29 protein-coding genes and 1 tRNA gene are annotated in these 26,216 nt (G+C 57.2%); 15 read left to right on the forward strand and 15 right to left on the reverse strand.

Translation table 11 applies throughout. From position 1 onward, the window contains the following. The first annotated feature begins 154 nt into the window (after positions 1-154). On the forward strand, positions 155-391 hold the full coding sequence (locus ATO67_RS23420; protein WP_082760097.1) for a hypothetical protein: 237 nt from the start codon (positions 155-157) through the stop codon (positions 389-391). On the opposite strand, the gene dprA is transcribed toward ATO67_RS23420, so the two are convergent. Genes dprA through ATO67_RS00085 form a run of 4 tightly spaced genes read right to left on the reverse strand, consistent with a single transcriptional unit; the run spans position 344 to position 4,398 of the window. After that, positions 344-1,486 (reverse strand): DNA-processing protein DprA, encoded by a 1,143-nt coding sequence (gene dprA / locus ATO67_RS00070; protein ID WP_067642572.1) that lies wholly within the window; start codon positions 1,484-1,486, stop codon positions 344-346. The two genes, ATO67_RS23420 and dprA, sit on opposite strands and share 48 nt — an antisense overlap. A 32-nt stretch (positions 1,487-1,518) precedes the next feature. Then, positions 1,519-2,136, reverse strand: coding sequence for a glycerol-3-phosphate 1-O-acyltransferase PlsY (plsY, locus tag ATO67_RS00075; RefSeq protein ID WP_067642575.1), 618 nt, complete (start codon positions 2,134-2,136; stop codon positions 1,519-1,521). A gap of 31 nt (positions 2,137-2,167) precedes the next feature. Then, on the reverse strand, positions 2,168-3,460 hold the full coding sequence (locus ATO67_RS00080; protein ID WP_067642579.1) for a dihydroorotase: 1,293 nt from the start codon (positions 3,458-3,460) through the stop codon (positions 2,168-2,170). Continuing rightward, the gene (locus ATO67_RS00085; protein ID WP_067642582.1) at positions 3,457-4,398 is read right to left on the reverse strand and encodes an aspartate carbamoyltransferase catalytic subunit; all 942 of its coding nucleotides are present in this window, start codon (positions 4,396-4,398) and stop codon (positions 3,457-3,459) included. The genes ATO67_RS00080 and ATO67_RS00085 overlap by 4 nt, the downstream gene beginning before the upstream one ends. A 154-nt stretch (positions 4,399-4,552) precedes the next feature. On the opposite strand from ATO67_RS00085, the gene ATO67_RS00090 reads away from it, so the two are divergent. Further along, positions 4,553-6,205: an acyl-CoA dehydrogenase family protein gene (locus tag ATO67_RS00090; protein WP_067642585.1), complete on the forward strand. Its 1,653-nt coding sequence runs from the start codon at positions 4,553-4,555 to the stop codon at positions 6,203-6,205. A 16-nt stretch (positions 6,206-6,221) separates the two neighbouring features. Here ATO67_RS00090 and ATO67_RS00095 read toward each other — a convergent pair whose 3' ends face one another. Both ATO67_RS00095 and ATO67_RS00100 read right to left on the reverse strand, forming a co-directional pair. After that, the gene (locus ATO67_RS00095) at positions 6,222-6,644 is read right to left on the reverse strand and encodes a hypothetical protein (RefSeq protein ID WP_067642587.1); all 423 of its coding nucleotides are present in this window, start codon (positions 6,642-6,644) and stop codon (positions 6,222-6,224) included. Next, positions 6,637-6,903, reverse strand: a complete 267-nt coding sequence (locus ATO67_RS00100; protein ID WP_067642590.1) for a type II toxin-antitoxin system prevent-host-death family antitoxin — start codon at positions 6,901-6,903, stop codon at positions 6,637-6,639. Before ATO67_RS00100 ends, ATO67_RS00095 begins: the two co-directional genes overlap by 8 nt. Before the next feature lie 188 nt (positions 6,904-7,091). On the opposite strand from ATO67_RS00100, the gene ATO67_RS00105 reads away from it, so the two are divergent. Further along, positions 7,092-7,736 carry a TetR/AcrR family transcriptional regulator gene (locus tag ATO67_RS00105; RefSeq protein WP_067642593.1) on the forward strand — a complete coding sequence of 215 codons (645 nt, stop codon included), beginning with the start codon at positions 7,092-7,094 and terminating at the stop codon, positions 7,734-7,736. A gap of 166 nt (positions 7,737-7,902) precedes the next feature. Here the strand turns inward: ATO67_RS00105 and ATO67_RS23225 are convergent, their stop codons facing one another. Beyond that, on the reverse strand, positions 7,903-8,055 hold the full coding sequence (locus ATO67_RS23225) for a hypothetical protein (protein ID WP_170063897.1): 153 nt from the start codon (positions 8,053-8,055) through the stop codon (positions 7,903-7,905). Between the two features lie 42 nt (positions 8,056-8,097). On the opposite strand from ATO67_RS23225, the gene ATO67_RS00110 reads away from it, so the two are divergent. Next, positions 8,098-8,427 (forward strand): DUF6105 family protein, encoded by a 330-nt coding sequence (locus ATO67_RS00110; RefSeq protein ID WP_067642596.1) that lies wholly within the window; start codon positions 8,098-8,100, stop codon positions 8,425-8,427. Here the strand turns inward: ATO67_RS00110 and ruvX are convergent. After that, a complete protein-coding gene (gene ruvX / locus ATO67_RS00115) occupies positions 8,367-8,858 on the reverse strand; it encodes a Holliday junction resolvase RuvX (protein WP_067642599.1) in 492 nt (163 codons plus the stop codon). The two genes, ATO67_RS00110 and ruvX, sit on opposite strands and share 61 nt — an antisense overlap. A gap of 9 nt (positions 8,859-8,867) precedes the next feature. Further along, entirely contained in the window at positions 8,868-9,170 is a 303-nt protein-coding gene (locus ATO67_RS00120; RefSeq protein WP_067642602.1) for an alkylphosphonate utilization protein, read from the reverse strand. Positions 9,171-9,253: 83 nt separating this feature from the next. Between ATO67_RS00120 and ATO67_RS00125 the strand changes: the two genes are divergently transcribed. Beyond that, entirely contained in the window at positions 9,254-9,958 is a 705-nt protein-coding gene (locus ATO67_RS00125; protein ID WP_067642605.1) for a metal-dependent hydrolase, read from the forward strand. A 51-nt stretch (positions 9,959-10,009) separates the two neighbouring features. Here the strand turns inward: ATO67_RS00125 and ATO67_RS00130 are convergent, their stop codons facing one another. Continuing rightward, a complete protein-coding gene (locus ATO67_RS00130; protein ID WP_067642607.1) occupies positions 10,010-10,867 on the reverse strand; it encodes a M48 family metallopeptidase in 858 nt (285 codons plus the stop codon). Positions 10,868-11,121: 254 nt separating this feature from the next. On the opposite strand from ATO67_RS00130, the gene gatC reads away from it, so the two are divergent. The 4 genes from gatC to recJ all read left to right on the forward strand — a co-directional run bounded on the left by gatC (position 11,122) and on the right by recJ (position 15,857). Continuing rightward, positions 11,122-11,409 carry an Asp-tRNA(Asn)/Glu-tRNA(Gln) amidotransferase subunit GatC gene (gatC, locus tag ATO67_RS00135; RefSeq protein WP_067642610.1) on the forward strand — a complete coding sequence of 96 codons (288 nt, stop codon included), beginning with the start codon at positions 11,122-11,124 and terminating at the stop codon, positions 11,407-11,409. Between the two features lie 58 nt (positions 11,410-11,467). Beyond that, positions 11,468-12,949 (forward strand): Asp-tRNA(Asn)/Glu-tRNA(Gln) amidotransferase subunit GatA, encoded by a 1,482-nt coding sequence (gene gatA, locus ATO67_RS00140; RefSeq protein ID WP_067642613.1) that lies wholly within the window; start codon positions 11,468-11,470, stop codon positions 12,947-12,949. A gap of 809 nt (positions 12,950-13,758) precedes the next feature. Beyond that, entirely contained in the window at positions 13,759-13,959 is a 201-nt protein-coding gene (locus ATO67_RS00150; RefSeq protein WP_157940967.1) for a hypothetical protein, read from the forward strand. A gap of 95 nt (positions 13,960-14,054) precedes the next feature. Beyond that, complete coding sequence (recJ, locus tag ATO67_RS00155; RefSeq protein ID WP_067644104.1) at positions 14,055-15,857, forward strand: single-stranded-DNA-specific exonuclease RecJ; 1,803 nt, start codon at positions 14,055-14,057, stop codon at positions 15,855-15,857. A gap of 89 nt (positions 15,858-15,946) precedes the next feature. Here the strand turns inward: recJ and ATO67_RS00160 are convergent. From ATO67_RS00160 to ATO67_RS00175, 4 genes are all read right to left on the reverse strand, one after another. Continuing rightward, positions 15,947-16,021, reverse strand: a tRNA-Glu gene (locus ATO67_RS00160). 381 nt (positions 16,022-16,402) lie between these two features. Beyond that, positions 16,403-16,606, reverse strand: a complete 204-nt coding sequence (locus tag ATO67_RS00165; protein ID WP_067642622.1) for a DUF3126 family protein — start codon at positions 16,604-16,606, stop codon at positions 16,403-16,405. A gap of 118 nt (positions 16,607-16,724) precedes the next feature. After that, positions 16,725-17,549 (reverse strand): serine O-acetyltransferase, encoded by an 825-nt coding sequence (gene cysE / locus ATO67_RS00170; RefSeq protein WP_067642625.1) that lies wholly within the window; start codon positions 17,547-17,549, stop codon positions 16,725-16,727. Positions 17,550-17,685: 136 nt separating this feature from the next. After that, positions 17,686-18,474 carry an alpha/beta fold hydrolase gene (locus ATO67_RS00175; protein ID WP_067644107.1) on the reverse strand — a complete coding sequence of 263 codons (789 nt, stop codon included), beginning with the start codon at positions 18,472-18,474 and terminating at the stop codon, positions 17,686-17,688. Positions 18,475-18,626: 152 nt separating this feature from the next. On the opposite strand from ATO67_RS00175, the gene ATO67_RS00180 reads away from it, so the two are divergent. Both ATO67_RS00180 and ATO67_RS00185 read left to right on the forward strand, forming a co-directional pair. Beyond that, positions 18,627-18,872 carry a zinc-finger domain-containing protein gene (locus tag ATO67_RS00180; protein ID WP_067642630.1) on the forward strand — a complete coding sequence of 82 codons (246 nt, stop codon included), beginning with the start codon at positions 18,627-18,629 and terminating at the stop codon, positions 18,870-18,872. 25 nt (positions 18,873-18,897) lie between these two features. After that, positions 18,898-20,067: an FAD-dependent monooxygenase gene (locus tag ATO67_RS00185; protein WP_067642633.1), complete on the forward strand. Its 1,170-nt coding sequence runs from the start codon at positions 18,898-18,900 to the stop codon at positions 20,065-20,067. A gap of 138 nt (positions 20,068-20,205) precedes the next feature. On the opposite strand, the gene ATO67_RS00190 is transcribed toward ATO67_RS00185, so the two are convergent. Further along, positions 20,206-21,393, reverse strand: coding sequence for a cystathionine beta-lyase (locus tag ATO67_RS00190; RefSeq protein WP_067642636.1), 1,188 nt, complete (start codon positions 21,391-21,393; stop codon positions 20,206-20,208). Between the two features lie 444 nt (positions 21,394-21,837). Between ATO67_RS00190 and ATO67_RS00195 the strand changes: the two genes are divergently transcribed. The 4 genes from ATO67_RS00195 to ATO67_RS00210 all read left to right on the forward strand — a co-directional run bounded on the left by ATO67_RS00195 (position 21,838) and on the right by ATO67_RS00210 (position 26,101). After that, positions 21,838-22,860: an amino acid ABC transporter substrate-binding protein gene (locus ATO67_RS00195; protein WP_067642639.1), complete on the forward strand. Its 1,023-nt coding sequence runs from the start codon at positions 21,838-21,840 to the stop codon at positions 22,858-22,860. Between the two features lie 99 nt (positions 22,861-22,959). Beyond that, positions 22,960-24,156 carry an amino acid ABC transporter permease gene (locus tag ATO67_RS00200; protein ID WP_067642642.1) on the forward strand — a complete coding sequence of 399 codons (1,197 nt, stop codon included), beginning with the start codon at positions 22,960-22,962 and terminating at the stop codon, positions 24,154-24,156. Positions 24,157-24,159: 3 nt separating this feature from the next. After that, on the forward strand, positions 24,160-25,317 hold the full coding sequence (locus ATO67_RS00205; protein WP_067642646.1) for an amino acid ABC transporter permease: 1,158 nt from the start codon (positions 24,160-24,162) through the stop codon (positions 25,315-25,317). A 10-nt stretch (positions 25,318-25,327) separates the two neighbouring features. Next, positions 25,328-26,101 carry an amino acid ABC transporter ATP-binding protein gene (locus ATO67_RS00210; protein WP_067642649.1) on the forward strand — a complete coding sequence of 258 codons (774 nt, stop codon included), beginning with the start codon at positions 25,328-25,330 and terminating at the stop codon, positions 26,099-26,101. Positions 26,102-26,216 lie beyond the last annotated feature (115 nt).

The raw sequence follows: 26,216 nt of genomic DNA on the forward strand, positions 1-26,216 counted from the left end.
GAGGCAAGGGGCGTTTTTCTGCCATTACAACACGATGCAACTTTTTGGGGATTTAATTCTCGATTGCAATTAAAGATAAACAAGTTATGGTTGCTCTAGTTGAGTGACGCTCTTTTTCATAACGTCGCTTTCCCCTGGTTTAATCGAGGTCAATATGGTCGTTAGCGCACAAAACAGCAGCCAGAGCAGGCAGGAGCAGACATCGGAAAATCTCGCTTATATAAGGCAGATGCTTGCTGAGCTGCGCGCAGTTGGCGAGCGAGAGGGCGCCGACATGTTATGTTACCTCATAGAAATGGCTTATATTGAGGCGGGAGACATTCAGTCGGGTCGGCGAGAACTTTCAGTCGGCCATGACAAGCGAAACACGACCCGCGGAATGCCGATTTAGCCGCCCGGCGATATCGAGTTCCAGCAACACCAGATAGACGGTGGATGCTGGCAAGCCCGTATGGCGAATAATGTCATCCGTCTCCACGGGTGATGGTCCAAGCGCCGACGCGATGATGCTGCGGTCGTCGTCACCCGGTGGTGATATGTCGATATCCTCGGAGCTTTCATTCGCCACATGCTGAATGGGCAGCATCGGCTCCATCAGAGGCCGCAACGCATCCAGTATGTCGGCAGCTTCCGTCACCAGCATCGCGCCGTCCTTGATCAGCCGGTTCGTGCCATGACAACGAGCATCCAGCGGAGAGCCGGGAACGGCAAAAACCAGACGCCCGAATTCACCCGCAAGCCTTGCGGTAATCAACGAGCCTGATCTGTCAGCGGCTTCCACGATCAGCACACCCATGGAAACGCCCGCAATCAGCCGGTTGCGACGGGGAAAATCCCGCGCACGCGGCTCCCAGCCAAATGGCATTTCACTGATACTGGTGCCGTCATTGCCATAGATTTCATCCAGCAGCCGCAGGTTTTCCGGAGGGTAGGGCTTATCCAACCCCCCTGCCAGCATCGCCACCGTACCCGTGGAAAGGCTCGCGGCGTGAGCGGCGGCGTCGATACCCCGCGCAAGACCGGACGCTATGGTATATCCGGCCTGTCCGCATTGGCGCGCCAGCATGGCCGCAAACTTCGAACCATTGATGGAGGAATTGCGGGAGCCGACGATGCCTATGGATGGCCTAATGGCGGTGCGGCCCGAACCCTTCATGGAAATAATCGGCGGTGCGCCGTCTATTTCACGTAGTGCCGGTGGATAGTCAGGCTCTCCAATACCGACGAAACGGGCGCCGAATTTTTCCGCAGCTTCGATTTCCCGTTCGGCTTCGGATATAGTCGCAATGCGCGGACTGCGTGCCGAACCGCCCCGGCGGGACAGGTCGGGCAGGGCGTCCAGCGCTTTTTCAGCGCTGCCAAAATGATTGATGAGTTCGCGAAAGGTGACGGGGCCGATATTGTCGCTGCGGATCAGCCGCAACCATGCAATGCGTTGCCGGTCGGTCAGCGCAATGCCGCGTTTTGTATCGCCATCGTGCGGCATCTCTCACCCCCATCAGGGCGAGACGTATTGCCTCAGCCCTTTTTACCGATCTTGCTTTCAGTCCCCGCCAGCAACCGCTTGATGTTTTCCCGGTGCATGTACCAGGAGATAACGCTGAGCAGCGTCACCAGCAGAGCCGTCTTCTCCGGTCCTAATATCCACAATGCAACCGGAATGACAAGCATTGCAACCAAGGCGGACAATGAGGAATATTTCGTGATGAAGGCAGTTGCGATCCAGATCACGACAAACGCCAGCATCATGATTGGCGCGACACCCAGCAACACGCCAATGTAGACCGCAACACCCTTGCCACCCTTGAAGCCCAGCCAGACAGGGAAAAGGTGCCCGAGAAACGCAAAGAAACCGGCAACCAACGACGCCTCATAACCCCACAGCGCATTGGCAATCAGCACTGCTGCCGTACCCTTCAGCGCATCCAGCAACAACGTCGCAGCCGCCAGCTTCTTGTTGCCGGTGCGCAAAACATTGGTTGCGCCGATGTTGCCGGAGCCGATATTGCGAACATCCCCCAGCCCAGCTGCCCGGGTCAGGATCAACCCGAACGGGATCGATCCCAGCAAATAGCCAATCACGGCAGCAAGGGCGAGAAGCGCAGGCGCAGTCTGCCAGTCAGTCAATGCGTTCATTCCGATGTCCCCTCGATCTATCCTGTCGTTCTTATTGTATGGAATGAACCAGCTTGCCCGCAACATAGGTCGCAACCGTGCGGCCGGTAAAGCGGGCGTCTTCGAATGGCGTATTCTTGGATCTCGATACCAGATTTTTCTCGGACACCAGCCATGGCTCGTCGAGGTCGATCAGCGTGATATCGGCCTTTGCACCCGGTTTCAGCGTCCCGGCATCCAGTCCGAAGATTTGGGCGGGGCGGGTGGAGAGGGCGTCGATCAGGCGCATCAGCGGCACATGGTCGCTGTGATAAAGACGCAGCGCTGCCGACAGCATGGTCTCAAGCCCGACGGCACCGCTTGCCGCGTCCGAGAACGGCAGACGCTTGGTGTCCACATCCTGCGGGTCATGCGAGGATACGATGATATCGATCGTGCCGTCCTTCAGCGCTTCTACCATCGACATGCGGTCGTCTTCAGATCGCAGCGGGGGCGAAAGCTTGAAGAAGGTGCGGTACTCGCCGATATCGTTTTCGTTCAGCGTCAGATGGTTGATGGAAACGCCGCAGGTTGCTTTCACGCCTCTGTCCTTGGCTGCCTTGATCGCGTCGGCTGATTCCCTAACGGAAATCTTGGCGGCGTGGTAGCTGGCACGGGTCAGGGCAGCGATGCGAAGGTCGCGCTCCAGCGGAATGATTTCGGCTTCTTTTGGAATGCCCGACAGGCCGAGCCAGCTGGCAAGCAGCCCTTCATTCATATCGCCATGGCCGATATACTGGTCGCGGGTTTCCAGCGAAATCACCGCTCCCAGCTCGCGGGCATAGGTCATGGCGCGGCGCAGCACGGCTGTGTCGGACAAGGCTTTGCGACCATTGGTGAAGGCGACGGCGCCTGCTTCTTTCAGCATGCCGAATTCGGTCATCTCGTCGCCGCGCAGACCTTTGGTCAGCGCCGCTGCCGGGTAGACATTGACCAGCGCCTTGTCGCGCGCGGTCTTCTTCACGAATTCTACTAGCGCGATATCATCGATGACGGGGTCGGTATCCGGCATCACGATCATGCTGGTGACCCCGCCGGCGGCAGCCGCGCGTGATGCGGATTCAATTGTTTCGCGGTGTTCGGCACCGGGTTCGCCGACGAAAACGCGGGCGTCGACCAGACCAGGCGTTGCGATCAGCCCCTTGGCATCACGCACGACAGCACCTTCAGGCGCGCCCTGATTCTGCGCATCCTTGCCAGCAGCCAGGATTTTACCATCGGTATCGATGATAACAGTGCCGATCTCATCCAGGTTGCGGGATGGATCGATGATGCGGACATTTTTGAGAACGGTTGCGGTGCTCATACGCGCTCTCCCTGGTTCTGCGAAAGAAGAAGGGTTTCCATAACGGCCATACGCACGGCAACCCCCATTTCCACCTGGCTTTCGATCACGCTCTGCGGACCGTCTGCCACTTCGGAGGCAATTTCGACGCCGCGGTTCATCGGGCCGGGGTGCATGACCATGGCATTTTCCTTGGCGGCCTTCAGCTTTTCAGCGTCGAGACCGTAATAATGGAAATATTCACGCACCGACGGCACGAAGGAGCCGGACATGCGCTCGCGCTGCAAACGCAGCATCATCACCACATCGGCACCTTTCAGACCCTCTTTCATGTCGTGGTACACTTCCACGCTCATATCAGCGATGCCCGCTGGCAGCAGTGTCGGTGGGGCAACGACGCGCACCCGCGCACCCATCTGGTTCAACAGAATGATGTTGGAACGCGCAACACGCGAATGCAGCACGTCACCGCAGATCGCGACGGTAATGCCCGAAAGCCTGCCGATCGTGCGGCGGATCGTCAGTGCGTCGAGCAGCGCCTGTGTCGGGTGCTCGTGTTGTCCATCACCGGCATTGACCACCGAGCAGGCGACCTTTTGTGCCAGAAGGGCAGCGGCCCCTGCCGACGAGTGGCGCACCACCAGCACATCGGGGCGCATGGCGTTCAACGTCATGGCCGTGTCGATCAGCGTCTCGCCTTTTTTGACGGATGAATTGCCGACCGACATATTCATCACGTCGGCACCGAGGCGTTTACCGGCCAGTTCGAACGACGATTGCGTGCGGGTAGAGGCCTCGAAAAAGAGATTGATCTGTGTCAGCCCGCGAAGGGTCGAGGTTTTCTTCTCGCGCTGGCGGCTGATCTGCACCGCCTCATCGGCCTTGTCGAGAAGAGTGGTGATATCCTCGTGGGATAGCCCCTTTATGCCCAGAAGGTGGCGGTGGGGAAAATAGACCATGGGAACTGTCCTCCGGGTCGCAATAGGGCCTGTCGCCGCGCTACGCGCTTTAGTCCACGGGTCTATAAAGACAGGTGGCTTTGTCGGCAAGCATGCGATAAGCCGGGGCCACCTAATACATGCAATAAAATGCGAATCCCGATATAGCCACGCGATGACGAATATGAACCGGACCGAAGAACAGCTTGCCGATTTGAACCAGCCCAACCTCTGGTCCGGCATCAATGCCTATCGCTCAGACCCGTTGATCGTGGATTTGACCTCGGGTCTTTCGCGCACCCTGCGCGACGAATTCGACCAGATCGGACGCTATGTGACCTCTGCGGAAGCGCAGGAACTGGCCCGCATGGCCAATGTCAGCGCGCCGAAGCTGCACACTCACGGCCCTCGCGGCGAGCGGCTGGACCAGGTGGAGTTTCATCCGGCATGGCACGCGCTGATGCGCCGTTCCATGTCTTCGGGCCTGCACAGCAGCGCTTGGGAAAATACACCCGAGACACGCGGCAACGAGCACAAGGCCCGCGCCACGAAATTTTATCTCACCGCGCAGCTCGAGGCAGGCCATCTCTGCCCGCTGACCATGACCCATGCCTCCGTTGCCGCCTTTATGGGCTCGCCGCGTGTGCAGAAGGAGTGGGCGCCGAAAATCCTGTCGCGCAAATATGATTCGTCGCAGAAGCCTGCCATGCAGAAGACGGCCGTCACCATCGGCATGGGCATGACGGAAAAGCAGGGCGGCACGGATGTGCGCGCCAACCGCACGACGGCAGAGCGCGTGGGTGAGGGCATCTATCGCCTGTCCGGCCACAAATGGTTCCTGTCTGCACCCATGAGCGACGGTTTCGTCATGCTGGCGCAGATGGGCGATGGCATGGGCTGCTTCCTCGTGCCGCGTTTTCTGGAAGACGGTTCGGCCAACGGCCTGCATTTCCAGCGACTGAAGGACAAGCTCGGCAATCGCTCCAATGCCTCTGCCGAAGTCGAATTCACCGATGCCTTCGGCTACCTGCTGGGCGAACCCGGTGCCGGTATCCGCACCATTCTCGATATGGTGACATTGACGCGGCTGGATTGCGCGCTTGGCTCTGCGGGCATGATGCGCGCCTCTCTGGCGGAAGCTGTGCATTTCGCCCGTGGCCGCAATGTCTTCGGCAAGCCGCTGGTCAGCCAGCCGGTGATGACGCGGGTGCTTGGCGACATGGCGCTGGATGTGGCGGCGGCAACGGCGCTTTCGTTCAGGTTGGCATCCGCGTTCGACGCAGCGAGAAACAATCCAGCAGAAGCGGCCTATGCCCGCGTCATGACGCCGATTGTCAAATACTGGTGCTGCAAGATCGCGCCTGCCTTGATCTATGAGGCCATGGAAAGCCTTGGTGGTAACGGTTACGTCGAGGACCGCCCCATTGCCCGCCATTACCGTGAAGCCCCGGTCAATGCCATCTGGGAAGGTTCCGGCAACGTCATGGCGCTGGATGTCTTGCGCGTTCTCCAGCGCGGCAGGGATCTGTTCGATCTCGTCTTTGAGACGCTTGAACGCGATCTCGGCCCGTCCGGTAAGAAAACCACCGAGGTCCTGCGTGCCGCGATCGCTCTGTGCGAACGTGACGAAGGTGCTGCCCGCCTGCTGGTAGAACAATTCGCTCTCGCCGCCGCCGCCGCAGAACTCTGCCGCATAGGGGCCGGTCGTATCGCCGATGCCTTCCTCGAGACACGCCTGGCTGGCGGCTGGCGCCACACCTACGGCATGCTGGACAGCCGGTTTGATCCGACGTATATTATTGATCTGTTGTATCCGCCTGCTGCTTAAAAACGATAGCGCTTTACTATGTTCTGCTGACCTTGGCGGAACCGGTCGCCAGAAATGGTGCAAAGGCCAAACGTATTTCCTCGAGAAAGGCTTCGCTAAAACGCCCGATCGTTTCACGTCGCGCATCGAAATGGTAAGACTTTTCGATCACATCGTAATTGCATTCACTGACGGTGATCCAGCCGCGCTTGTAGCGCGTTAGATTTGCCCGACGTAATTCAAGTCCCGGGATCTCAATAGCTTTCTGGTCATGACTGGGTGGCTTGGAAGATATGGGAAGCAGGAGGATGTGCGTTAGGCCTTCCTTATCCTTGATCGCAAGGATCATGCAGACCGGGCGGTCCTTTTCGCCGTGATCGCGATGTGGATGGATGTTATTTTGCCATCGCCACAGATAAGGATAAAGTACAATGTCACCGCGTTGGAACTTGTCACTCATCGCGCGCCGCCTGATACTCTTTCGAGTCACTTTCTAGCTGCTCTCGAAAAAGCGAGACTAAATCTTCAGGCATTTCGTCGGCAGCATATGCCTTGCGTAGATCTTGGTTTCCCGCCAGTTTTTCAAAAAGATCGATGGGGATAACCACCACCGAAGGGCGGCCGTGTTTTGTCAGAGTGATTGGTTCTTTCTGGGCTTCGTCGTGATAACGTCCGAAATGCCGCATGAATTCAGCTGTCGATATCGATTTAGGGGACATGATCGCTCTCCTCAGAAATTTTTCTGTATAATACAGAAAATACAGGTTTCTGTAAATTGGCTTTCTTTTGTGTCTCGCCCCCCTTCATCAACAAGAACCTTCACCTCCCCAACCTCCCTCGCATTGTCCTCCAATTAACCCTTAGCTAACTGCGTTGACAAAGTCACCACGCGGAGAGTTGCGGGAATATGCTGACAATTGACGATACTGCTGCTGAGGCTGCCCCGGAAAAGCGCATCAAGGATCGCGCCGCGACGGAGAAGGCTATCTTCAATGCTGCCAAGGCCCTGTTGGCCCAGGAGGGGTTTCAGGGCTTCGGCATCAATGCCGTGGCGCGGCGGGCAGGGTGCGACAAGCAGCTTATCTATCGTTATTTCGGTGGCCTTGAGGGGCTGATCGCGGCGATCGGCGAGGACCTTGGTTCTTGGGTGAAGGATCGTATTCCCGAAGATACAGGCGGCATGTTTATGCTGACCTATGGCGACCTGATGGAGCGGCTTGCGCTATCCTATCTGGATGCGTTGCGCTGCGATCCACTGGTTTGCAAGATCATTGCCTGGGAAGTGTCGGAACACACGCCGCAGGTCAAGCAACTGGCGGACGCGCGGGCAAAAGCGCTGTCCAAATGGCTGGATAAAATGCGTGGTTCCCTTGCAGCACCCAAGGGTGTCGATACCGCTGCCGTCAACGCCGTGCTTTTTGCCGCCATCCAGCATCTGGTCATCAGTGGTGCCACAAACGGCCAGTTCGCCGGTGTCGCGCTCAAAACCGCTCGGGATTGGGACAAGATCGGCACAGCCGTGAAGCGGATCGTTCGCGGCGTTTACGGTTGATAGAGCCAACGACCCGTTCCAAAGCGTCCGGTTGGACCTTAACGCTCGCTCGCGCGTTGTTACTGTGAGGCGGCGACTTTATCCACAGCCCTTCGTCTTCCGTTAACCATAAACAAAACTTTTATTTGCCCGCTCAAGAGGTGAAGATCATTATATTAAGGAATTATTAACCATGCGCCTGTGGGCGTGTGAAAGGAACCGCCGTGCCCCGCTGGATATCCTTGACCGTCATGATGACGTTCTTTGCAATGCTGCCGTTGGACATCGATGCGCCGACTGTCAATCTGTGCCTGATGGCGTGCCTGCGTTGGGCGGTCATCGCGGCCCTACCGGATACCTTTTTTCTGCGAGGGCAAACGGCATGAAGTGGTTTTTGATTCTGTGGGCCGGTCCTGTGGCGTTTCTAGGCGCGTGGTACTTTCTATCCTATTACGACATGAGCTTCGGCTTCTTCATGCTCACGCGGCAAAGCCACGATCTGGTCTTCCAGATTTACGGTAACGTGCTGGGCATTGCGCCGGAAACCATACCGCCGCTTGTCGCACGTGCCATCGCGTTCGATAGCCTAATTGTTTTTAGCATTATCGGTTTTCGCAAGCGCAAGGCCATTGCTGCGTGGTGGCGCAATCGTCAGGCATCGAAAGCCGCAGCGTCCCTGCCAAGAGCCGACAGCCTGTCTAGTGCTCCTTGAAGGATAAAGCTGGCAGCAGCCGAATCGATACGTTGCGCCCGCTTGGCGCGGGATACGTCCATTTCCAGAAGCGCGCGCTCGGCAGCCACAGTGGACAGGCGCTCATCCCAATAGACGAAGGGCAGGTCGGTCTTGTCGCTCATGGCCCGTACGAAGGCGCGCGTTGCCTGAACGCGCGGTCCCGCGGAACCATCCATATTCGTGGGTAGACCGATGATGAAGGCGGCCACTCTTTCCTTGGCGGCAAAATCGAGCAGCACCTGTGCGTCGGCGGTGAATTTTACGCGTTTTAGAACAGGGCGAGGGGTCGCGAACCGGCGTGACAAATCCGACATGGCAAGGCCGATTGTCTTGGTGCCGAGGTCAAGACCTGCAATGGCCTGTCCTGTCTGCAAAAAGCCTGCAAGTTCCTCAATCGTCAGCGTCGCCATGATGATGTCTCAGCGTTTGCGGACGAATTCAGTGCGCAGCACGAGACCCTTGATCGCGTCGTGCCTGCAATCTATTTCTTCAGGATTATCTGTGAGACGGATAGACTTGATGACAGTGCCCTGCTTCAACGTGGTGCCGGCACCCTTGACCTTCAAATCCTTGATCAAAGAAACGGAATCGCCATCAACGAGAATGTTGCCTGCAGCGTCGCGCACTTCGTTGGCCTTCGCCGCCTGTGCTGCGATTTCGGAGGCTGGGCGCCATTCACCGGTCGCCTCGTCATACACATATTCGTCACTATCTGTCGTCATCTTCGCAATCCGAAAAAGGTGGGTCGTCTCATGATATGGCCCGTCCTATGTCACACTCTACCGGCAATACAAAGGAGAACTTCATGAAACTCAACTGGCTCGGCCATTCCGCATTTCGCCTTGAAACCGGCAAAGCAAAAATCCTCATCGACCCGTTTTTCACTGGAAATCCCAGCTTTGCTGATCAGGATGCCAAGGATGTCGCAAGCGGCATTACTCATATTCTGCTGACCCACGGCCACGGTGACCACGTCGGCGATGCCATTCAGCTGGCGAAAGACACCGGCGCGACCGTGCTGGCCAACGCCGACCTTGCCGCATGGTTGAGCTTCCGGGGTGTCCAGAAAATCGAGATGGCCGGTACCGGCGGCACTGTCACCTTCGATGGCTTCTCTGCCACCCTGACCAATGCGTTGCACTCCTCCGCGCAAATCACCGAAGATGGCGTGTCCCATTCCCTCGGTAGCGCCAACGGCCTGATGCTGCATTTCGAGGATGGCCCAACGGTCTATCATATGGGCGATACCGATATTTTCTCGGATATGGCCCTGATCAACGAGTTGCACGAACCCGAGATCGGCCTTGTCCCGATTGGTGATCGCTTCACCATGGGCGGCGCGGTGGCGGCACTTGCCTGCCAGCGCTTCTTCAAGTTCCGCAACGTCATACCCTGCCACTACGGCACCTTCGGCATCATCGATCAGACACCGGAAAAATTCCAGACCGGCATGGACGGCTCACAGACGCGCGTCGATGCGCCAAGCGTTGGTCAGACCCTGACGTTTTAACAAAAAGCCCGACAGGCATCACCTGTCGGGCTTTTTTTGGTTTTGATGGTCTCAAGCGATCTGTGGTTCGGCGCGACCCGTCTGCACCGGCCGGGATGGCGCGGAAGGAATGCCGCTCAGTGCGTTTCTCCACTCGCTCAACGCTGCCACACGCCGCGTGTGGCGCGGGTAGAGCGAGAAGATGTTGAGGAAGAAGCCGGCAATGGACGGAACCATCTTGTCCTGCTCTTCAAAAGCATTCGGGTTCATCTGTGCGTTCAGCTTGGCGCTGCCGCAGGCCAGCATCTGAAGGGCGGTGCGAGAGGACTTCAGGTTGCCGGAAACGACGAGGCCAACACGGTCGCAGGTCAGTTCGCGTGCGCGGGAATAGGCCTGGCCCAGAAACGGAATGATGAGGCCGGGCAGGCGCAGGAAGCTCCATGGCTCGTCCAGATGGCCCGCAACGTGGTGACCCAACTCGTGGCCGATCACGAATCTCACCTGCTCTTCATCGTCGGAATCGATCAGGGCCGATGTCAGCCAGATGTAGCGTGTGCGACCAACCAGCGTCAGCGCCATTGCATTGATCACGCCGCTGGAATTGTAGACGAACGCCCGCGGTGCTTCTCTCAACCCTAGCTTCTGCGCGCCCTCTGCCACCATCTTGTGAAGGTGGGGAAACTGTTGTTCGCTCACCAGAACATAGTGGCCCATCATATAGGCGCGGACCAATGATCTCGCGACGTACGAGAAAAACCAGATGATGAGAATGTAGAACAGGAAAACAAAGAGGATTCCGATGCTCTCCGTTGTCGCAATGTAGAGGATGCCAGCCGCAATCCCCAGCCAAACCAGCGTGCCGATGAGCAGCGTTAGAAAACCGTACGTCTTTTCTTTCGAATGGCGCACTTTGGATATGTCGAAATTCATATTTAACCCCCGTTAAACAGCATGATCGAGAAGCGTTAAGGCTTAAAAAGAAGAGGCCCCACCCGCTTCCTGCTGCAAATGACTTATTCAGAAAAAATGAGGCGATATGCCCCGCGTGAAAACTCGCGTCTAAATAATAAGTTCCCGCATAAAGAGAATATTATTTCCTGCATTGTTTCATGGCCCGATGACGGTTGCGAACTGCGGGCGCGGTCATTATAGCGAATAGGAAAATTCTTGACTGGAGTAGAACCATGTCCGTCGATCTTGCCACCGTGAAGCGCGTTGCGCGCCTAGCCCGTATTGCCGTTAGCGAAGACGAAGCCGAGAAAATGCTTGGCGAGTTGAATGGCATTCTTGGTTTCGTGGAGCAGCTTTCGGAAGTAAATGTCGATGGTGTCGAGCCCATGACGTCAGTGACGCCGGTTGCCATGAAGAAGCGCAGCGACACCGTGACGGATGGCAACAAGGCTGACGATATCGTCGCCAATGCACCCGCCACCGACCGCAATTTCTTCCTCGTTCCGAAGGTGGTTGAATAGGCCGCACCAGCCCGTTCCCATTTGCCCGATCTAAAAGTTTTTGAAAGCCGTTGCCGATATGACCGACCTGACAAGCCTGACCATTGCCGAAGCGCGCGAGAAGCTGAAGGCAAAGGAATTCACCGCCGTCGAACTGACGGATGCCTATCTTTCGGCTGTTAATGCCGCCAATGAAAAGCTGAACACCTACGTTGCCGTTACCCCTGAAAAGGCGCGTGAGATGGCCAAGGCTTCCGACGAGAAGCTTGCCTCTGGCAATGCCGGTGTGCTGGAAGGCATTCCTCTCGGCGTGAAGGACCTGTTCGCCACGCGTGGCATTCACACGCAGGCCTGCTCTCACGTTCTGGATGGTTTCAAGCCGGAATACGAATCCACAGTCACCCAGAACCTGTGGGATGCCGGTGCCGTCATGCTTGGCAAGCTCAACATGGATGAGTTCGCCATGGGCTCGTCCAATGAAAGCTCCTATTACGGCCCGGTCATCAACCCGTGGCGCGCCAATGGTTCCGACAAGAACCTCGTACCCGGCGGCTCCTCGGGTGGTTCCGCTGCCGCCGTCGCCGCGCATCTGTGCGCCGGTGCCACTGCAACAGATACAGGCGGCTCCATCCGCCAGCCCGCAGCCTTCACTGGCACCGTCGGCATCAAGCCAACCTATGGCCGCTGCTCGCGCTGGGGTATCGCTGCTTATGCCTCCTCGCTGGATCAGGCTGGCCCTATCGCCCGCGACGTGCGCGATGCCGCCATTCTCCTGAAGTCCATGGCCAGCGTCGATGCCAAGGACACCACATCCGTCGATCTGCCGGTGCCGGATTATGAAAAGGCCATCGGCCAGTCGCTGAAGGGCCTCAAGATCGGTATTCCCAAGGAATACCGCGTCGAAGGCATGCCGGAAGAGATCGAAAAGCTCTGGGCGCAGGGCATTGCATGGTTGAAGGATGCTGGTGCGGAGATTGTTGATATCTCGCTGCCGCACACCAAATATGCGCTTCCAGCCTATTACATCGTCGCTCCAGCCGAAGCGTCGTCCAACCTTGCCCGTTACGATGGCGTTCGCTACGGCCTGCGCGTTGACGGCAAGGACATTGCCGACATGTACGAGAAGTCCCGCGCAGCCGGTTTCGGCTCGGAAGTCAAACGACGCATCATGGTTGGCACCTACGTGCTATCAGCCGGTTATTACGACGCCTATTACCTGAAGGCCCAGAAGGTCCGCACGCTGATCAAGCGCGATTTTGAGACTGTCTTCCACGACGGCGTTGACGCGGTTCTCGCTCCGATCACGCCATCGTCGGCGTTTGAAATCGGCGACAAGGAACTGGCAGCCGATCCAGTCAAAATGTACCTCCAGGACGTCTTCACCATCACGGTCAACATGGCAGGCCTGCCAGCCATGTCCGTTCCCGCCGGTCTAGACGGCAAAGGCCTGCCTTTGGGCCTCCAGCTTATCGGCAAGCCGTTCGATGAAGAGACGTTGTTCAAGACGGTCTATGCGATTGAACAGGCAGCGGGCAAGTTTACGCCTGCGAAGTGGTGGTAAGCTGTATTCAGCTGCGACGGTTCGGTGTGTTACCTCTCCCACAAGGGGAGAGGTAATCCGTAACGGCACCGCGCTTTATCTCCCCCTCAAAGGGGGGAGGTCGTTCGCTGAGAGCTCTCGCCAATTTTGACGGCTGTGGATGGACCAGTGAGCAGGCGTCTAGCCGATCTCCCCACCTGTGGGGGAGATGCCCGGCAGGGCAGAGGGGGGAAACCCCACCCGCAGACCTTCACTCCACCAGAAACAAAACCCAAAAAAAGCAAAAACTTTTTTCTCCACGCTCCCTAAACCCATGCCTAAAATTCACCCGCCTCCTAACCGCACTGTATCGCGAGACAGTGCAGGCAAGGCGCAGGTAGCGTTGGCATCCACCCGGAACGTGCGGGTAGCGGTCAATGCTGCCAAACGGCAGGCCTACGTTGCTGTCCGATTCCCTTCAAGGTTCGGTACAGCAGCGGCAGGACTTGGAGACGAACCATACGGGGCGAAGCCGGGGCCGTTCAAGGCTCGGCTGAACCTCACTTTTCACCAGCGGGTACGCCTGCCTGCCGGTGGAGAGATTTATGATGACACTGAAATGCCAGAGGCCACGCAAATGCGGAGCCAAAGAACGAACCATACCAGAGACATCACCGCATTTGCGTGTGCTCTCCGGATCGAGTGAACATAGCACGGGCGTGAGCGCGCCGCGTGAACGGCAAAGCTTGTCCTTGGTGTCGCCGGGCTATTTGACAATCGAAAGCTTTGCAAAAGCCGGGAATATGATGGTATCCTGATATGAGTTCACCAAAGCGAAGGGAGGCGCAGACGTGAAAGCGACCATATTGTTCAAAGACGACCATTTCGTCCCGCCGGAGACCATTCGAAAGCCGCGCCGGTTGGGTGCAAACGATAATCTCCGCAGCCTTGAATTCGAGATGCAGGATGAGGAGCGCGACTGGCTGGTGCCTTGTCTCTTCGCTGCCGCTTTCTGTGGTTTTGCCGTCTTCATATTCATGCCGCTGTGGTAAGCCGGACATCCGTGCATATTTACCTTGAAAAAGCCGGGCTCGGCCTTTAGCCCGTTACGAAACAACCGGCTGGATGGGTAAGCTGACGTATGGCGATGATTGAGGCGGTCGATACTGTGGCGAGAGCGTTTCTCGGCGTAGATCGGTCTGCAACGGAGCAGAAGTGGATGTCGCGGCTGGATCAGGCCGGGCAGAACCGTGCTCTGGCCATGTCGCAGGTCCATGGCATTCCTGAACTGGTCGCCCGTGTGCTGGCGGGCCGTGGCGTTGGCGTCGATGATGCTCTGGCCTTCCTCGACCCCACCATCCGCTCCCTGATGCCGGACCCGTTGACGCTCACCGATTGCGAAAAGGCAGCAGAGCGCATTGCTGACGCCATCAAGCGCAACGAGAAGGTCGCGATTTTTGGCGACTATGATGTGGATGGCGCGTCGTCTTCGGCGCTGATGTATCGGTTTCTGCACCACTTCGGGCTGGAGCCTGAAATCTATATTCCGGACCGTATCTTTGAAGGCTACGGCCCCAATCCGGCCGCGATGCAACAGCTTGCGGCCAATGGCGCGACGCTGATCATTACCGTCGATTGCGGCTCGACCAGCCACGAATCGCTCGCCGCTGCCCGCGATGCCAAAACGGATGTCGTCGTCATCGACCACCACCAGGTCGGCACAGAACTGCCGCCAACGGTGGCGCTGGTCAATCCCAACCGTGAGGACGATCTGTCGGGGCAGGGGCATCTTTGCGCGGCAGGTGTCGTGTTTCTCGTGCTGGTCGCCACGCTGCGTGTCCTGAAGGACCGGCGTGACAGCCGCGCCTACACGCTCGACCTCCTGTCGCTGCTCGATATCGTCGCCCTTGCGACGGTATGCGATGTCGTACCGCTCAAAGGGCTGAACCGCGCCTACGTGGTAAAGGGTCTCATCGCCGCACGCCATATGAACAATGTCGGGCTTGCCGCGCTGTTCAAGAAGGCCGGTCTTGGCGGCCCTGTGACGCCTTACCATTTCGGATTTTTGGTTGGGCCGCGCATCAATGCAGGCGGTCGCATCGGCGATGCGGCTCTCGGCAGTCGCCTGCTGACGCTTGATGATGCGTCCCAGGCTGAAGTCATTGCCGAGAAACTGGATGAATTGAACCGAGAGCGCCAGGCGATGGAAGCCGCCATGCTGGCGGAAGCCGAAGCCGAGGCGCTGTTTGAATATGGTGACGGCACGGGTGCGGGCGTCATCGTGACGGCGCGGGAAAACTGGCACCCCGGCATTGTCGGTCTTCTCGCCTCGCGCCTGAAGGATCGCTTCCGTCGCCCTGCCTTCGCCATCGCTTTCGACTCGCAAGGCAAGGGAACCGGCTCCGGGCGCTCGATCAATGGTTTCGATATGGGCCGCATGGTGCGAAACGCAGTCGACGCCGGTCTGCTGGTCAAGGGCGGGGGACACGCCATGGCCGCTGGCCTGACGGTGGAGCGCGCCAATCTTGGGCGCTTGCGGACCTTCTTTGAGGAGGCCGCCCATAAAACTGTTTTTCAACTGGTCGAAAACAGCGTGTTGAAAATCGATGGCGCAATTGGTGCATCCGGTGCCACGCTTGCGCTGGTGGAGCAGATGGAACAGGCGGGACCCTATGGCTCTGGCCACTCGCAGCCTATCTTCGCGGTGCCAGCCCACCGCCTGCGCGATGTCCGCGTTGTCGGAACCTCGCATGTGAAGATCACGCTGGAGGCAATGGACGGTTCCCGACTGGATGGCATAGCATTTCGCGCCGCGGACGCGCCTCTGGGCCAGATGCTGATGAATGCGCGGGGCCGCCAGATCCACGTCGCCGGCACGCTGGGGGCTGATCAGTGGCAAGGTCAAAAAAGAGTACAGCTTCGCGTTCTGGACGCTGCCATAGCGCCGTAACGCACTCGTCAGATCACAAAAGTTACGCGCAGGCGTGCTTACAAGCTGGTTTAACCAACGCTCGCATCACCATGATATATTTGGGAGAGTGGTACGCCCTAGGGGAGTCGAACCCCTCTTTACAGAATGAAAATCTGTCGTCCTAACCGATAGACGAAGGGCGCATACCTTGTGTGGCGCCCTTATAGTCAGGCACCGGATTCTCCGCAAGCGCCTATTTCCACTTTTTTTCATTTCCATGACATTTTTATTCAAGCACACATGAGTGCTGTGGAAAAGCGTGACCGCTTAAGCCGAAAGACTAAAAAATTCATGGGGCATAACGGTAGTAGGGAGAGGGGGAAGCGTGGAGTTTAAGACGGGATCAGGGGGCGTCCCGTTGGTCTTAAACCCCACGCTTCATCGGGGGACGCTGAATAAACGGATCACCTTTAAACTGGTTCCCGAGGCTTTTAGAAAAATTACGAAATGCGCTCTCCAAAACAAAACCGCCCGCAGACATGTGTCGCGGGCGGTTTCGAAATCACGATGTCACCGATCGGTGATTACAGGTCGACGTCCAGGATCGCCATGGAGAAATTGTAGGAGCGGTCGCCGTCTTCGTCATCGATGTAAACGACGCCAAGAAATTCTTCGCCAGCGTAGACTTCCGCCGAATCATCCTTGCGGGGGCGAGCCTTGACGGCCAGCGTTTCGTTGAAGGTGCGCTTGAAATAGGCGTCGAGCTTTTTGATTTCCTCGGCTTTCACCAGTCTTCTCCTGTGCGGTTCACGTTGCGCCGCTTTTGGCATGGCTTAAAGGCGAAAGTAAAGTCAAAGAGGTAAATCGTCCGCGTGATCCACACGGACGTCGCCCAAATTAGGTGCCTCAGATATCGGCACCGATGATCTGATCCATGATGCGCGAAGGTTCGTTGCAGCCGCCATCTCCCACCACACGCGCTGGCACACCTGCGACTGTCGCGTTCGGTGGTACAGGCTTCAGAACGACGGAACCTGCGGCTATGCGCGAGCAGCTGCCGATCTCGATATTGCCGAGGATTTTTGCGCCCGCGCCGATCAACACACCGCTGCGAATTTTCGGGTGGCGATCTGCGCCTTCCTTGCCGGTGCCGCCGAGGGTGACGCCGTGCAGAATGGAGACGTTGTCACCGACAACGGCGGTTTCGCCAACGACGAGACCGGTTGCATGGTCGAGGAACAGGCCCTTGCCGAGGCTTGCGGCCGGATTGATGTCCGTCTGGAAAATACTCGATGCGCGGCTTTGCAGGTAGAGCGCGAAATCGCGACGACCCTTGTGCCACAGCCAGTGGGCGAGACGGTGGGTCTGAATGGCCTGGAAACCCTTGAAATACAGCACGGGCTCCATGAAACGAGTGCAGGCCGGATCACGGTCGTAGACGGCCTGAATATCGACGCGCAGAATGGAGCCCCATTCCGGCCAGTCCTCAAGCATTTCCTCGAAGGTCTGGCGCAGCAGAACGGCCTGCATATCCGGGTGGTCGAGAAGTTCGCAGATTCGATAGGCGACGCACGCTTCCAGCGAATGGTGGTTTAAAATCGTGGTGTAGAAAAAGGCCGAAAGCAGCGGGTCCTTCGCCGCCGCTGCGCGTGCCTCGTTCTGAAGACTTCCCCAGATAGGATCAACAACGGAAAGCTGATCCTGCTGGCGAGCATCTGTGCGTGCGACCATGACTGGTCTCCCTCAAATTGGTGCCGTTCATTTATACAGAAAAAAGTCTCGCCTAGAAATGGTGATTTACCAACGCGGTTAAAGACGCGAAAGGATCAGTTTTTCTGACAGCTTTTTGGAAAATAGTTCTTCCAGGTCAGGCGCTGGCGTCTATCTCTCGATAAAACTCCAGCACCGCGGCTTTGAAGACGCGGTCGCCGACGGCCAGCATGTGGTCGCGGCCGGGAATATCGATGGCTTTGGCATGGGGCATGAGCTGCGCCAACTCCTTGCCGGAACCGGCAATATCATCCTTTGTGCCGACAGCGATCAGCGTCGGAATATCGATTTTCGCTGCTTCTTCACGGGTCACGAGAACGCGGGAGGTTTCGATACAGGCGGCAAGAGCGATGCGGTCGCTTTTCGTCTGGTCGGCGAAGGCACGGAACATGCGGCCACGCTCATGGGTGACGACATCGAGCGACGGGGCGCGCAGGGCGTCTGCAATCGGGTCCCAATCACCCACTCCATCCACCATGCCGATGCCAAGGCCGCCGAACACCAGCGAGCGCACCCGCTCGGGGTGGGCCATGGCGACAAAGGCGGAAATGCGCGCGCCCATGGAGTAACCCATGACGTGGGCTTCAGCGATTCCTAGATGGTTCAGCAGTCCAACTGAATCTTCTGCCATGGTTGCGGGGTAATAGGCGTCCGCATCGTGCGGCTTGTCACTTGCGCCATGGCCGCGATTGTCCAGCGCAATCACGCGGTAGCCGGCATCGCCCAGCGTCTTTACCCAGCCGGGATGGACCCAGTTGACCGAGGCACTGGAGGCGAAGCCGTGAATCAGAAGAACCGGAAAGCCAGACGGGTCACCCTCGTCGAAATAAGCCAGTTGCAGGCCATCGCGGGAGTAAGACAGAAACTGCGGGACATTGAGATTCATCACGGACATCCTTTTTGGCGCACCATATGTCAGGAAATCGAAGCGTTGAACATATTGCGCGATGTTTTCTGTGGAGGTGACACGCATTTGAGGTTACATATCCGCAAAAGCTGAGCGCGCGCTCATCCACGAAATTGCATTTGGAGACGATTATGGCCGGGCATACAATTCCCCACTTCCAGAACGATGGCGGACACGCCGTGATCGAAATCGGCGTCAAGGAATTCATGTGCACGGGTGCATCCGTGCCGTTCGACCACCCGCATATCTTCATCGATATGGGTGACGACAACGAGAAGGTCTGCTCCTACTGCTCGACGCTGTATCGCTACAATCCGTCGATAAAGGCCACGCAGACCAACCCTCCCGGCTGCGTCTTCCATGTGAAGGCCGCCTGACCTTATCTCAAGACCGGGGCTTTCCATGCCCGTAAAATCCGTAGCCATTATCGGTGCCGGCATTGCCGGTCTGACCGCCGCTCTTTCTTTTTCCAGACATGGCATCCGCAGCGACATCATCGAGCAGGCGCAACAGTTGGAAGAGGTCGGCGCAGGCCTGCAAATCTCGCCCAATGCCGCGCGTATCCTTGGTGCGCTGGATGTGCTTAAGCAGATCGAAGCGCAATGGCTGGAGCCTGCGACCGTGGATCTGGCATCCGGCCTTTCGTTGAAGAGGCTGGTTTCGCTACCCATGCGGGATGTTGCAAGGCAGCGCTGGGGTGCGCCTTATGGCGTTCTGCATCGCGCAACGCTGCAGGGTGCGCTCATGGCGGCGGTGAAGCAAAACCCGCTTTGCCATCTGTATCTTGGTAAAAGGCTGGATGTTGTCGATAAGGCTACCATCACAGCCATGACGTCGCAGGACCATGATCTGATTGTCGGTGCCGATGGGGTCTGGTCGAGTGCGCGTTACGCGGTACCCGGAAGCCCATCCGCAACGTTTTCAGGCAATATTGCCTGGCGTTTCACCATTCCCCAGAGCACTGTTCCCGACTTTCTGAAACAGCAAAGTGTCACTGCTTTTCTCGGGCCGTCAGCGCATCTGGTGGCTTATCCGTTGGCGGAAACCGGTGGTTTCAACATCGTGGCGATCGCGGCGGGTACGAACCCCGGCGATAGCTGGGAGGCGCAAGCGCAGGGCAGGCAGCATGCGCTGTTGCTGAGCCAGTTCGGCCGCTGGAACCCGGGCATTTCAAAGATGCTGGAAAATGTTGCCAAGCCGACATTCTGGCCGCTGTTTCAGGCCGGTGAGGGCAGGTGGCACAATGGGCGCGATACGGTTCTGATTGGTGATGCCGCGCATGCGATGATGCCGTTTGCAGCGCAAGGTGCGGCGATGGCAATCGAGGATGCATTCGAGCTTGCCACTTTTGTTACTCGCGACCTTTTATTGGGTGATGCGCTGGCTTCGTTTGAAGCGCATCGTACCCCGCGCATAGAAAAGGCGCGCAAGCGGGCAGCGCTGAACAAATTTGCCTATCATGCCCGTGGTCCGTTGCGACTGGGGCGGGACATGCTGTTGTCGCTGAGGCCGCCAGAGGCGTTTCTGGCGGACTTCGACTGGCTGTATGGGTATCGTGCCGAGGGGCTTTGATGCTTTTCGCCGGAGAGGGTTCTTCCTCCCCTCGACGTCATCCTCGGGCTTGACCCGAGGATCTACCCACGTTTGACGTCAGGGTTCGTTAGATCCTCGGGTCAAGCCCGGGGATGACGGAGTATGTTTTGTTCGTCTTTACGCTGCGCCTGCCGCCGCAAACCCAGCTTCCAGATCGCGTTTGAGATCGGCCACGTCTTCAAGGCCGATTTGCAAGCGGATGAGCGGGCCTTCGGTGGGGCCTTCGGCGATCGTGCGGTCACGTAGCGACACGGGAACAGCCAACGATTCGTAGCCGCCCCACGAAAAGCCGAGGCCGAAGATCGACAGGGCGTCGAGGAAGGCATGCGACCTTTCCGTGAAGCGGTTTTCTTCTGCTTTCAAGACAAAGGAGAAAACGCCGCTGGAGCCTTTGAAATCCCGCTTCCAGATATCGTGACCTGGAAAGCTGGGTAGAGCAGGGTGCAGAACCTGCGCGACATCGTCATGGCCTTCCAGCCACTGCGCGATGTCAAGCGCGCTTTTGCGATGGTGCTCCAGCCGCACACCCATGGTGCGCATGCCGCGCAACACCTGATAGGCATCGTCTGACGTCACGCACAGGCCGATATCGCGGTTGGCTTCATCGAGTTTCTTCCAGTGCTTTTCATTGGCAGAAACGAAGCCCATCAGCACGTCCGAATGGCCTGCGGGATATTTCGTCGCTGCGTGAATGGAGACATCGACGCCATGGTCCAGCGGCTTGAAATAGAGCGGGGTGGACCATGTATTATCCATGGTGACGACGCAGTCATGCTCGTGGGCGATGGACGACACCAGCGCCACATCCTGCATGTCGAAGGTGTTGGAACCGGGAGCTTCCAGATGAAGAAGGCGCGTGTTGGGACGCATGAGCGCTTCGATGCCAGCGCCGATGGCCGGGTCGTAATATTCGACCTCGATGCCGTATTGTTTCAGCATTCTGTTGCAGAACCGGCGGGTTGGAAAATAAACCGAATCGACGATCAGTGCGTGGTCGCCTGCTGATAGATAGGCAAGAAACGGCACGGTCACGGCGGCAAGACCCGATGGCAGAAGAATGGTGCCAGCCGAGCCTTCCAGCGTATTGATCATGTCGCGGAGTGCATCGGTCGTCGGCGTGCCGTGGGTGCCGTAGGTGTATTTCTGATCCTCCGAAACCAGCGTCTGCGCATCTGGGAACAGGACGGTCGAACCGCGGGCAATGGGTGGATTGACGAAGCCGTGATAGGCAGCCGGATCGTTGCCGAGATGGGCCAGCCGCGTGTTGATGCCGGCGGCGTTGAGGATGCCGTCTTTGGATTTCATGCTGAAATGTCTCTCACTGATCGATGGATGGAAAATGGTCCTGAAAGCCTGTCGCGGTCAAGACTTCGTTATCGCAACCTTTGTCGGCGGTGAAACGCCTTGGATTCGTGCATGATGTCGCATTGCATCATCGAAAAAACAACGCGCTGGACGTTTTAACACCCGGTTGAGTTGCTTGCGCACGCAAATTCAGTCTACCTGCCTGACAGCCTGAGCAGTTTTTAATCTTTTTTCGCGTATTTATTAGACAATTGCCCATAAAAAGGACGTTTTTTGAAAAATTCCGTTTTTTGGACACAATTCTTGAGGGCGAGACTTGACCGTGACCGCAATTGCGATTGTGATAGATGAGCGCACCGGGAGGTGAAGCGGGGACCTGCTCGTATACGACAAGATATACGGCTTTCTTCTGATGACGAATAAGAAACAAAGGTTGGGAAAAAAATGAAAAAGGCAATTCTGTCGGCCGCCATTGGCGCAGCAATTCTCGGAGCTGCATCGGCTGCATCTGCCGCCACGCTCGCTGACGTGAAGTCCAAGGGTTTTGTAACCTGCGGTGTAAGCTCTGGTATTCCAGGCTTCTCGAACCCGGACGACAAGGGTGAATGGTCTGGTATCGACGTTGACTATTGCCGCGCTATCGCGTCCGCCGTTTTCGGTGATGCAACGAAGGCAAAGTTCGTTCCGCTCACATCCAAGGACCGTTTTCCTGCGCTTCAGTCCGGTGAAGTCGATGTTCTCACACGTAACACCACATGGACAGTCAGCCGCGACTCGTCGCTCGGCTTCAACTTCCGCACCGTAAACTACTATGACGGCCAGGGCTTCGTCGTGAAGAAGGCTCTCAACGTCAAGTCGGCTCTGGAGCTTTCGGGCGCTGCCGTCTGCGTTCAGCAGGGTACGACCACCGAACTCAACCTTGCTGACTATTTCAAGACCAACAACCTTCAGTACAACCCTGTTGTGTTCGAAAAGGAATCCGACGCGACTTCCGCTTACGATAGCGGCCGTTGCGACGTTTACACCACCGACCAGTCCGGCCTCTATGCCATCCGTTTGAAGATGAAGGTTCCTGACGAAAATATCGTTCTGCCTGAAATCATCTCCAAGGAGCCGCTTGGACCTGCCGTTCGTCAGGGCGACGACCAGTGGTTCGACGTTGTAAGCTGGGCGCACTATGCCATGATCAATGCCGAAGAACTCGGTATTACGTCGAAGAACGTTGATGAGCAGAAGTCTGCTGCAAACCCTGACATCAAGCGTCTTCTCGGCAGCGAAGAAGGCACGAAGATCGGCACCGACCTCGGCCTGACCAACGAATGGGCTTACAACATCATCAAGAACGTCGGTAACTACGGCGAAGTCTTTGATCGTAACGTTGGCGCTGGTTCTCCGCTGAAGATCGAGCGCGGCATTAACGCATTGTGGAACAAGGGCGGCCTTCAGTACGCTCCTCCAGTTCGCTAATAGCCGTTGACGACAGCTTTTGCGGGAGGCAGGGCCAACGCTCTGCCTCCCGGAATTATAAATAAGCTCGCAAAGAGCATTTAGAGGGAAAGGGTGCCGATGGCAGGCAACGCGCTCCAATCGCAACCGTCGAGCGCAAAAAGCGCGACGTCCATTATCAATGATCCGCAAATGCGGGCAATTTTTTATCAAGTCATTACAGTCGTTCTTCTCGTGCTGTTTGTCTGGATGATCGCATCCAACACAGTTCAAAATCTTCAGCGGTCCAACATCTCTTCCGGCTTCGGCTTTCTCAATGGCAGAGCAGGCTTCGATATCGGTCAGTCACTGATTGCCTACAGCAACGACAGCACCTTCGGTCGGGCATTGGTTGTCGGTATTCTGAACACGCTTCAGGTGGCGTTTCTTGGCATCATCACGGCGTCCATCATCGGCTTCATCGTCGGCATCGCGCGACTGTCCAACAATTGGCTCGTCTCCAAGCTGGCTCAGGCCTATGTCGAAATCTTCCGTAACATCCCGCCACTGCTGGTTATTTTCTTCTGGTACAAGGGCGTCATCACCATTCTGCCGCAGGCGCGCGATTCGCTTCAGCTGCCACTCGGCACCGTTCTCAACAACCGTGGCTTCTTCTATCCGAAGCAGGTGTGGGGCGAAGGGTCGTGGCTCATTCCGGTGGCGTTCCTCGTCGGCATCGTCATCACCTATTTCGTTTACCGCTGGGCTAAAGCCCGTCAGATGAAAACGGGTCAACCGTTCCGGACCGGCCTCGTCGGCACCGCCATCATCATCGGCCTGCCGCTATTAGCGTTCCTCGTGCTTGGCTCTCCGCTGACCTTCGACTATCCGGTTGCCGGACGCTTCAACCTCAGCGGCGGATCGGTCATCGCGCCCGAGTTCCTGTCGCTCTATCTGTCGCTGTCCTTTTACACCGCATCCTTCATCGCCGAAATCGTTCGCGGTGGTATCAAGGCCGTTGCGAAGGGGCAGACGGAAGCCGCAAGCGCACTCGGTCTGCGTGGCAACAACATCACGCGTCTCATCGTCGTGCCGCAGGCCATGCGCATCATCATCCCGCCGCTGACGAGCCAGTATCTCAACCTCACCAAGAACTCCTCGCTGGCGGTCGCCGTCGGCTTCTCGGATCTTGTGGCGGTCGGCGGTACCATCCTCAACCAGACAGGGCAGGCCGTCGAGGTCGTCGCCATCTGGCTTGTGGTCTACCTTTCATTGTCGCTGACAACCGCGCTGGTCATGAACTGGTTCAACGCGAAAATGGCGCTGGTGGAGAGATAAACAATGACAACCAATCAAATCTCCTATGTTCGCGCCAATCTGGTTCAGCCGGAGCCCGCTCCTTCCAGCCAGGTGGGTCTGACCCACTGGCTGAGAACCAAGCTGTTTGCCACGCCGAAAGACATCGTCTTTACCGTGCTGGCAATCGCATTCCTGGCCTACATCATCCCGCCGCTCGTGCAGTGGCTGTTCATCCATGCGACATGGACGGGCACGGACCGGACGGCCTGCCTGACCGTGGAGCAGGGGGGCGCATTGCCGAACGGACAGTCCGGCGCATGTTGGGCCTTCGTCAATGCGAAGTTCGCGCAGTTCATGTTCGGCCGCTATCCGTCATCGGAATACTGGCGTCCGCTTCTGGTTCTGGCAGCCTTCACCGCGCTGCTCATCCCGATGCTGATTCCGAAGGCTCCGTTCAAGGGTCTGAACGCGCTTCTGCTGTTCATCGTCCTGCCTGTGGTGGCTTTCTTCCTGCTGCTTGGCGGCAATTTCGGTCTGTCACATGTCGAAACGCCACTGTGGGGCGGATTGATGGTGACGCTGATCCTGTCGTTTTGCGGCATCGTCGTCTCCTTGCCGTTCGGCATTCTGCTGGCGCTAGGCCGTCGCTCGAACATGCCTGTCATCAAGATGCTGTGCACGACCTTCATCGAGGTTATCAGAGGCATTCCTCTGATCACCATCCTGTTCTTCGCCAGCATCATGTTGCCGTTGTTCCTGCCTGACGGCTGGACCTTCGACAAGTTCCTGCGCGCGCTCGTCGGCGTCGCCCTGTTTGCCTCTGCCTATATGGCAGAAGTCATTCGCGGCGGGCTGCAGGCCATTCCGAAGGGGCAATATGAGGGCGCAGATTCGCTTGGTCTCAACTACTGGCAGAAGACACGTCTGATCGTTCTGCCGCAGGCGCTGAAGCTCGTCATTCCCGGTATCGTCAACACCTTCATCGGCCTGTTCAAGGATACCTCGCTGGTTTATATCATTGGCATGTTCGATCTCCTCGGTATCGTCAATCTCAACCAGTCGGATGCGAACTGGTCGACACCCGTCACACCTATGACCGGTTACATCTTCGCCGGTTTCATATTCTGGATATTCTGCTTCGGCATGTCGCGTTATTCGCTGTTCATGGAACGGCATCTCGACACCGGACATAAGAAATAAGGGGAAAACAATGGCAGAAACCCAAGTCAAAAAGCTGGATGTCTCCGCGACCGACGTTGCGATTGAAATCACCGGCATGAACAAGTGGTACGGCGATTTTCACGTGCTGCGTGACATCAACCTCAAGGTCATGAAGGGCGAGCGCATCGTCGTTGCCGGTCCTTCGGGATCGGGCAAGTCGACAATGATCCGCTGCATCAACCGTCTGGAAGAGCACCAGTCGGGCAGCATTCAGGTCGATGGCATCGAATTGACCAACGACCTGAAGAAAATCGATGAAGTGCGCCGCGAAGTTGGCATGGTGTTCCAGCACTTCAACCTCTTCCCGCATCTGACGATTCTGGAAAACTGCACGCTGGCTCCGATCTGGGTTCGCAAGACACCCAAGAAGGAAGCTGAAGAGATCGCGATGCACTATCTGAAGCGCGTCAAGATTCCCGAGCAGGCTCACAAATATCCGGGCCAGCTTTCTGGTGGCCAGCAGCAGCGCGTGGCGATTGCCCGCTCGCTGTGCATGAAGCCGAAGATCATGCTGTTCGATGAGCCGACTTCGGCGCTCGACCCTGAAATGGTCAAGGAAGTTCTCGATACGATGGTGGGCCTTGCCGAAGACGGCATGACCATGATCTGCGTAACCCACGAAATGGGCTTTGCGCGCCAGGTCGCCAACCGCGTGATCTTCATGGACCAGGGCCAGATCGTTGAGCAGAATTCTCCAGCCGAGTTCTTCGACAATCCGCAGCACGAGCGTACCAAGCTGTTCCTCAGCCAGATTCTGCATTAATTTGCAGTCATCTGTATGCGGATGCGTACGCATTTGACAGGATTTGACGTTTTAATAGAAAACCCGCTGAGGACATCAGCGGGTTTTTCGTTTCTGGATGGTTTGCATAGACTGT

The organism is Agrobacterium bohemicum, from assembly GCF_001562555.1.
Taxonomy (GTDB): domain Bacteria; phylum Pseudomonadota; class Alphaproteobacteria; order Rhizobiales; family Rhizobiaceae; genus Agrobacterium; species Agrobacterium bohemicum.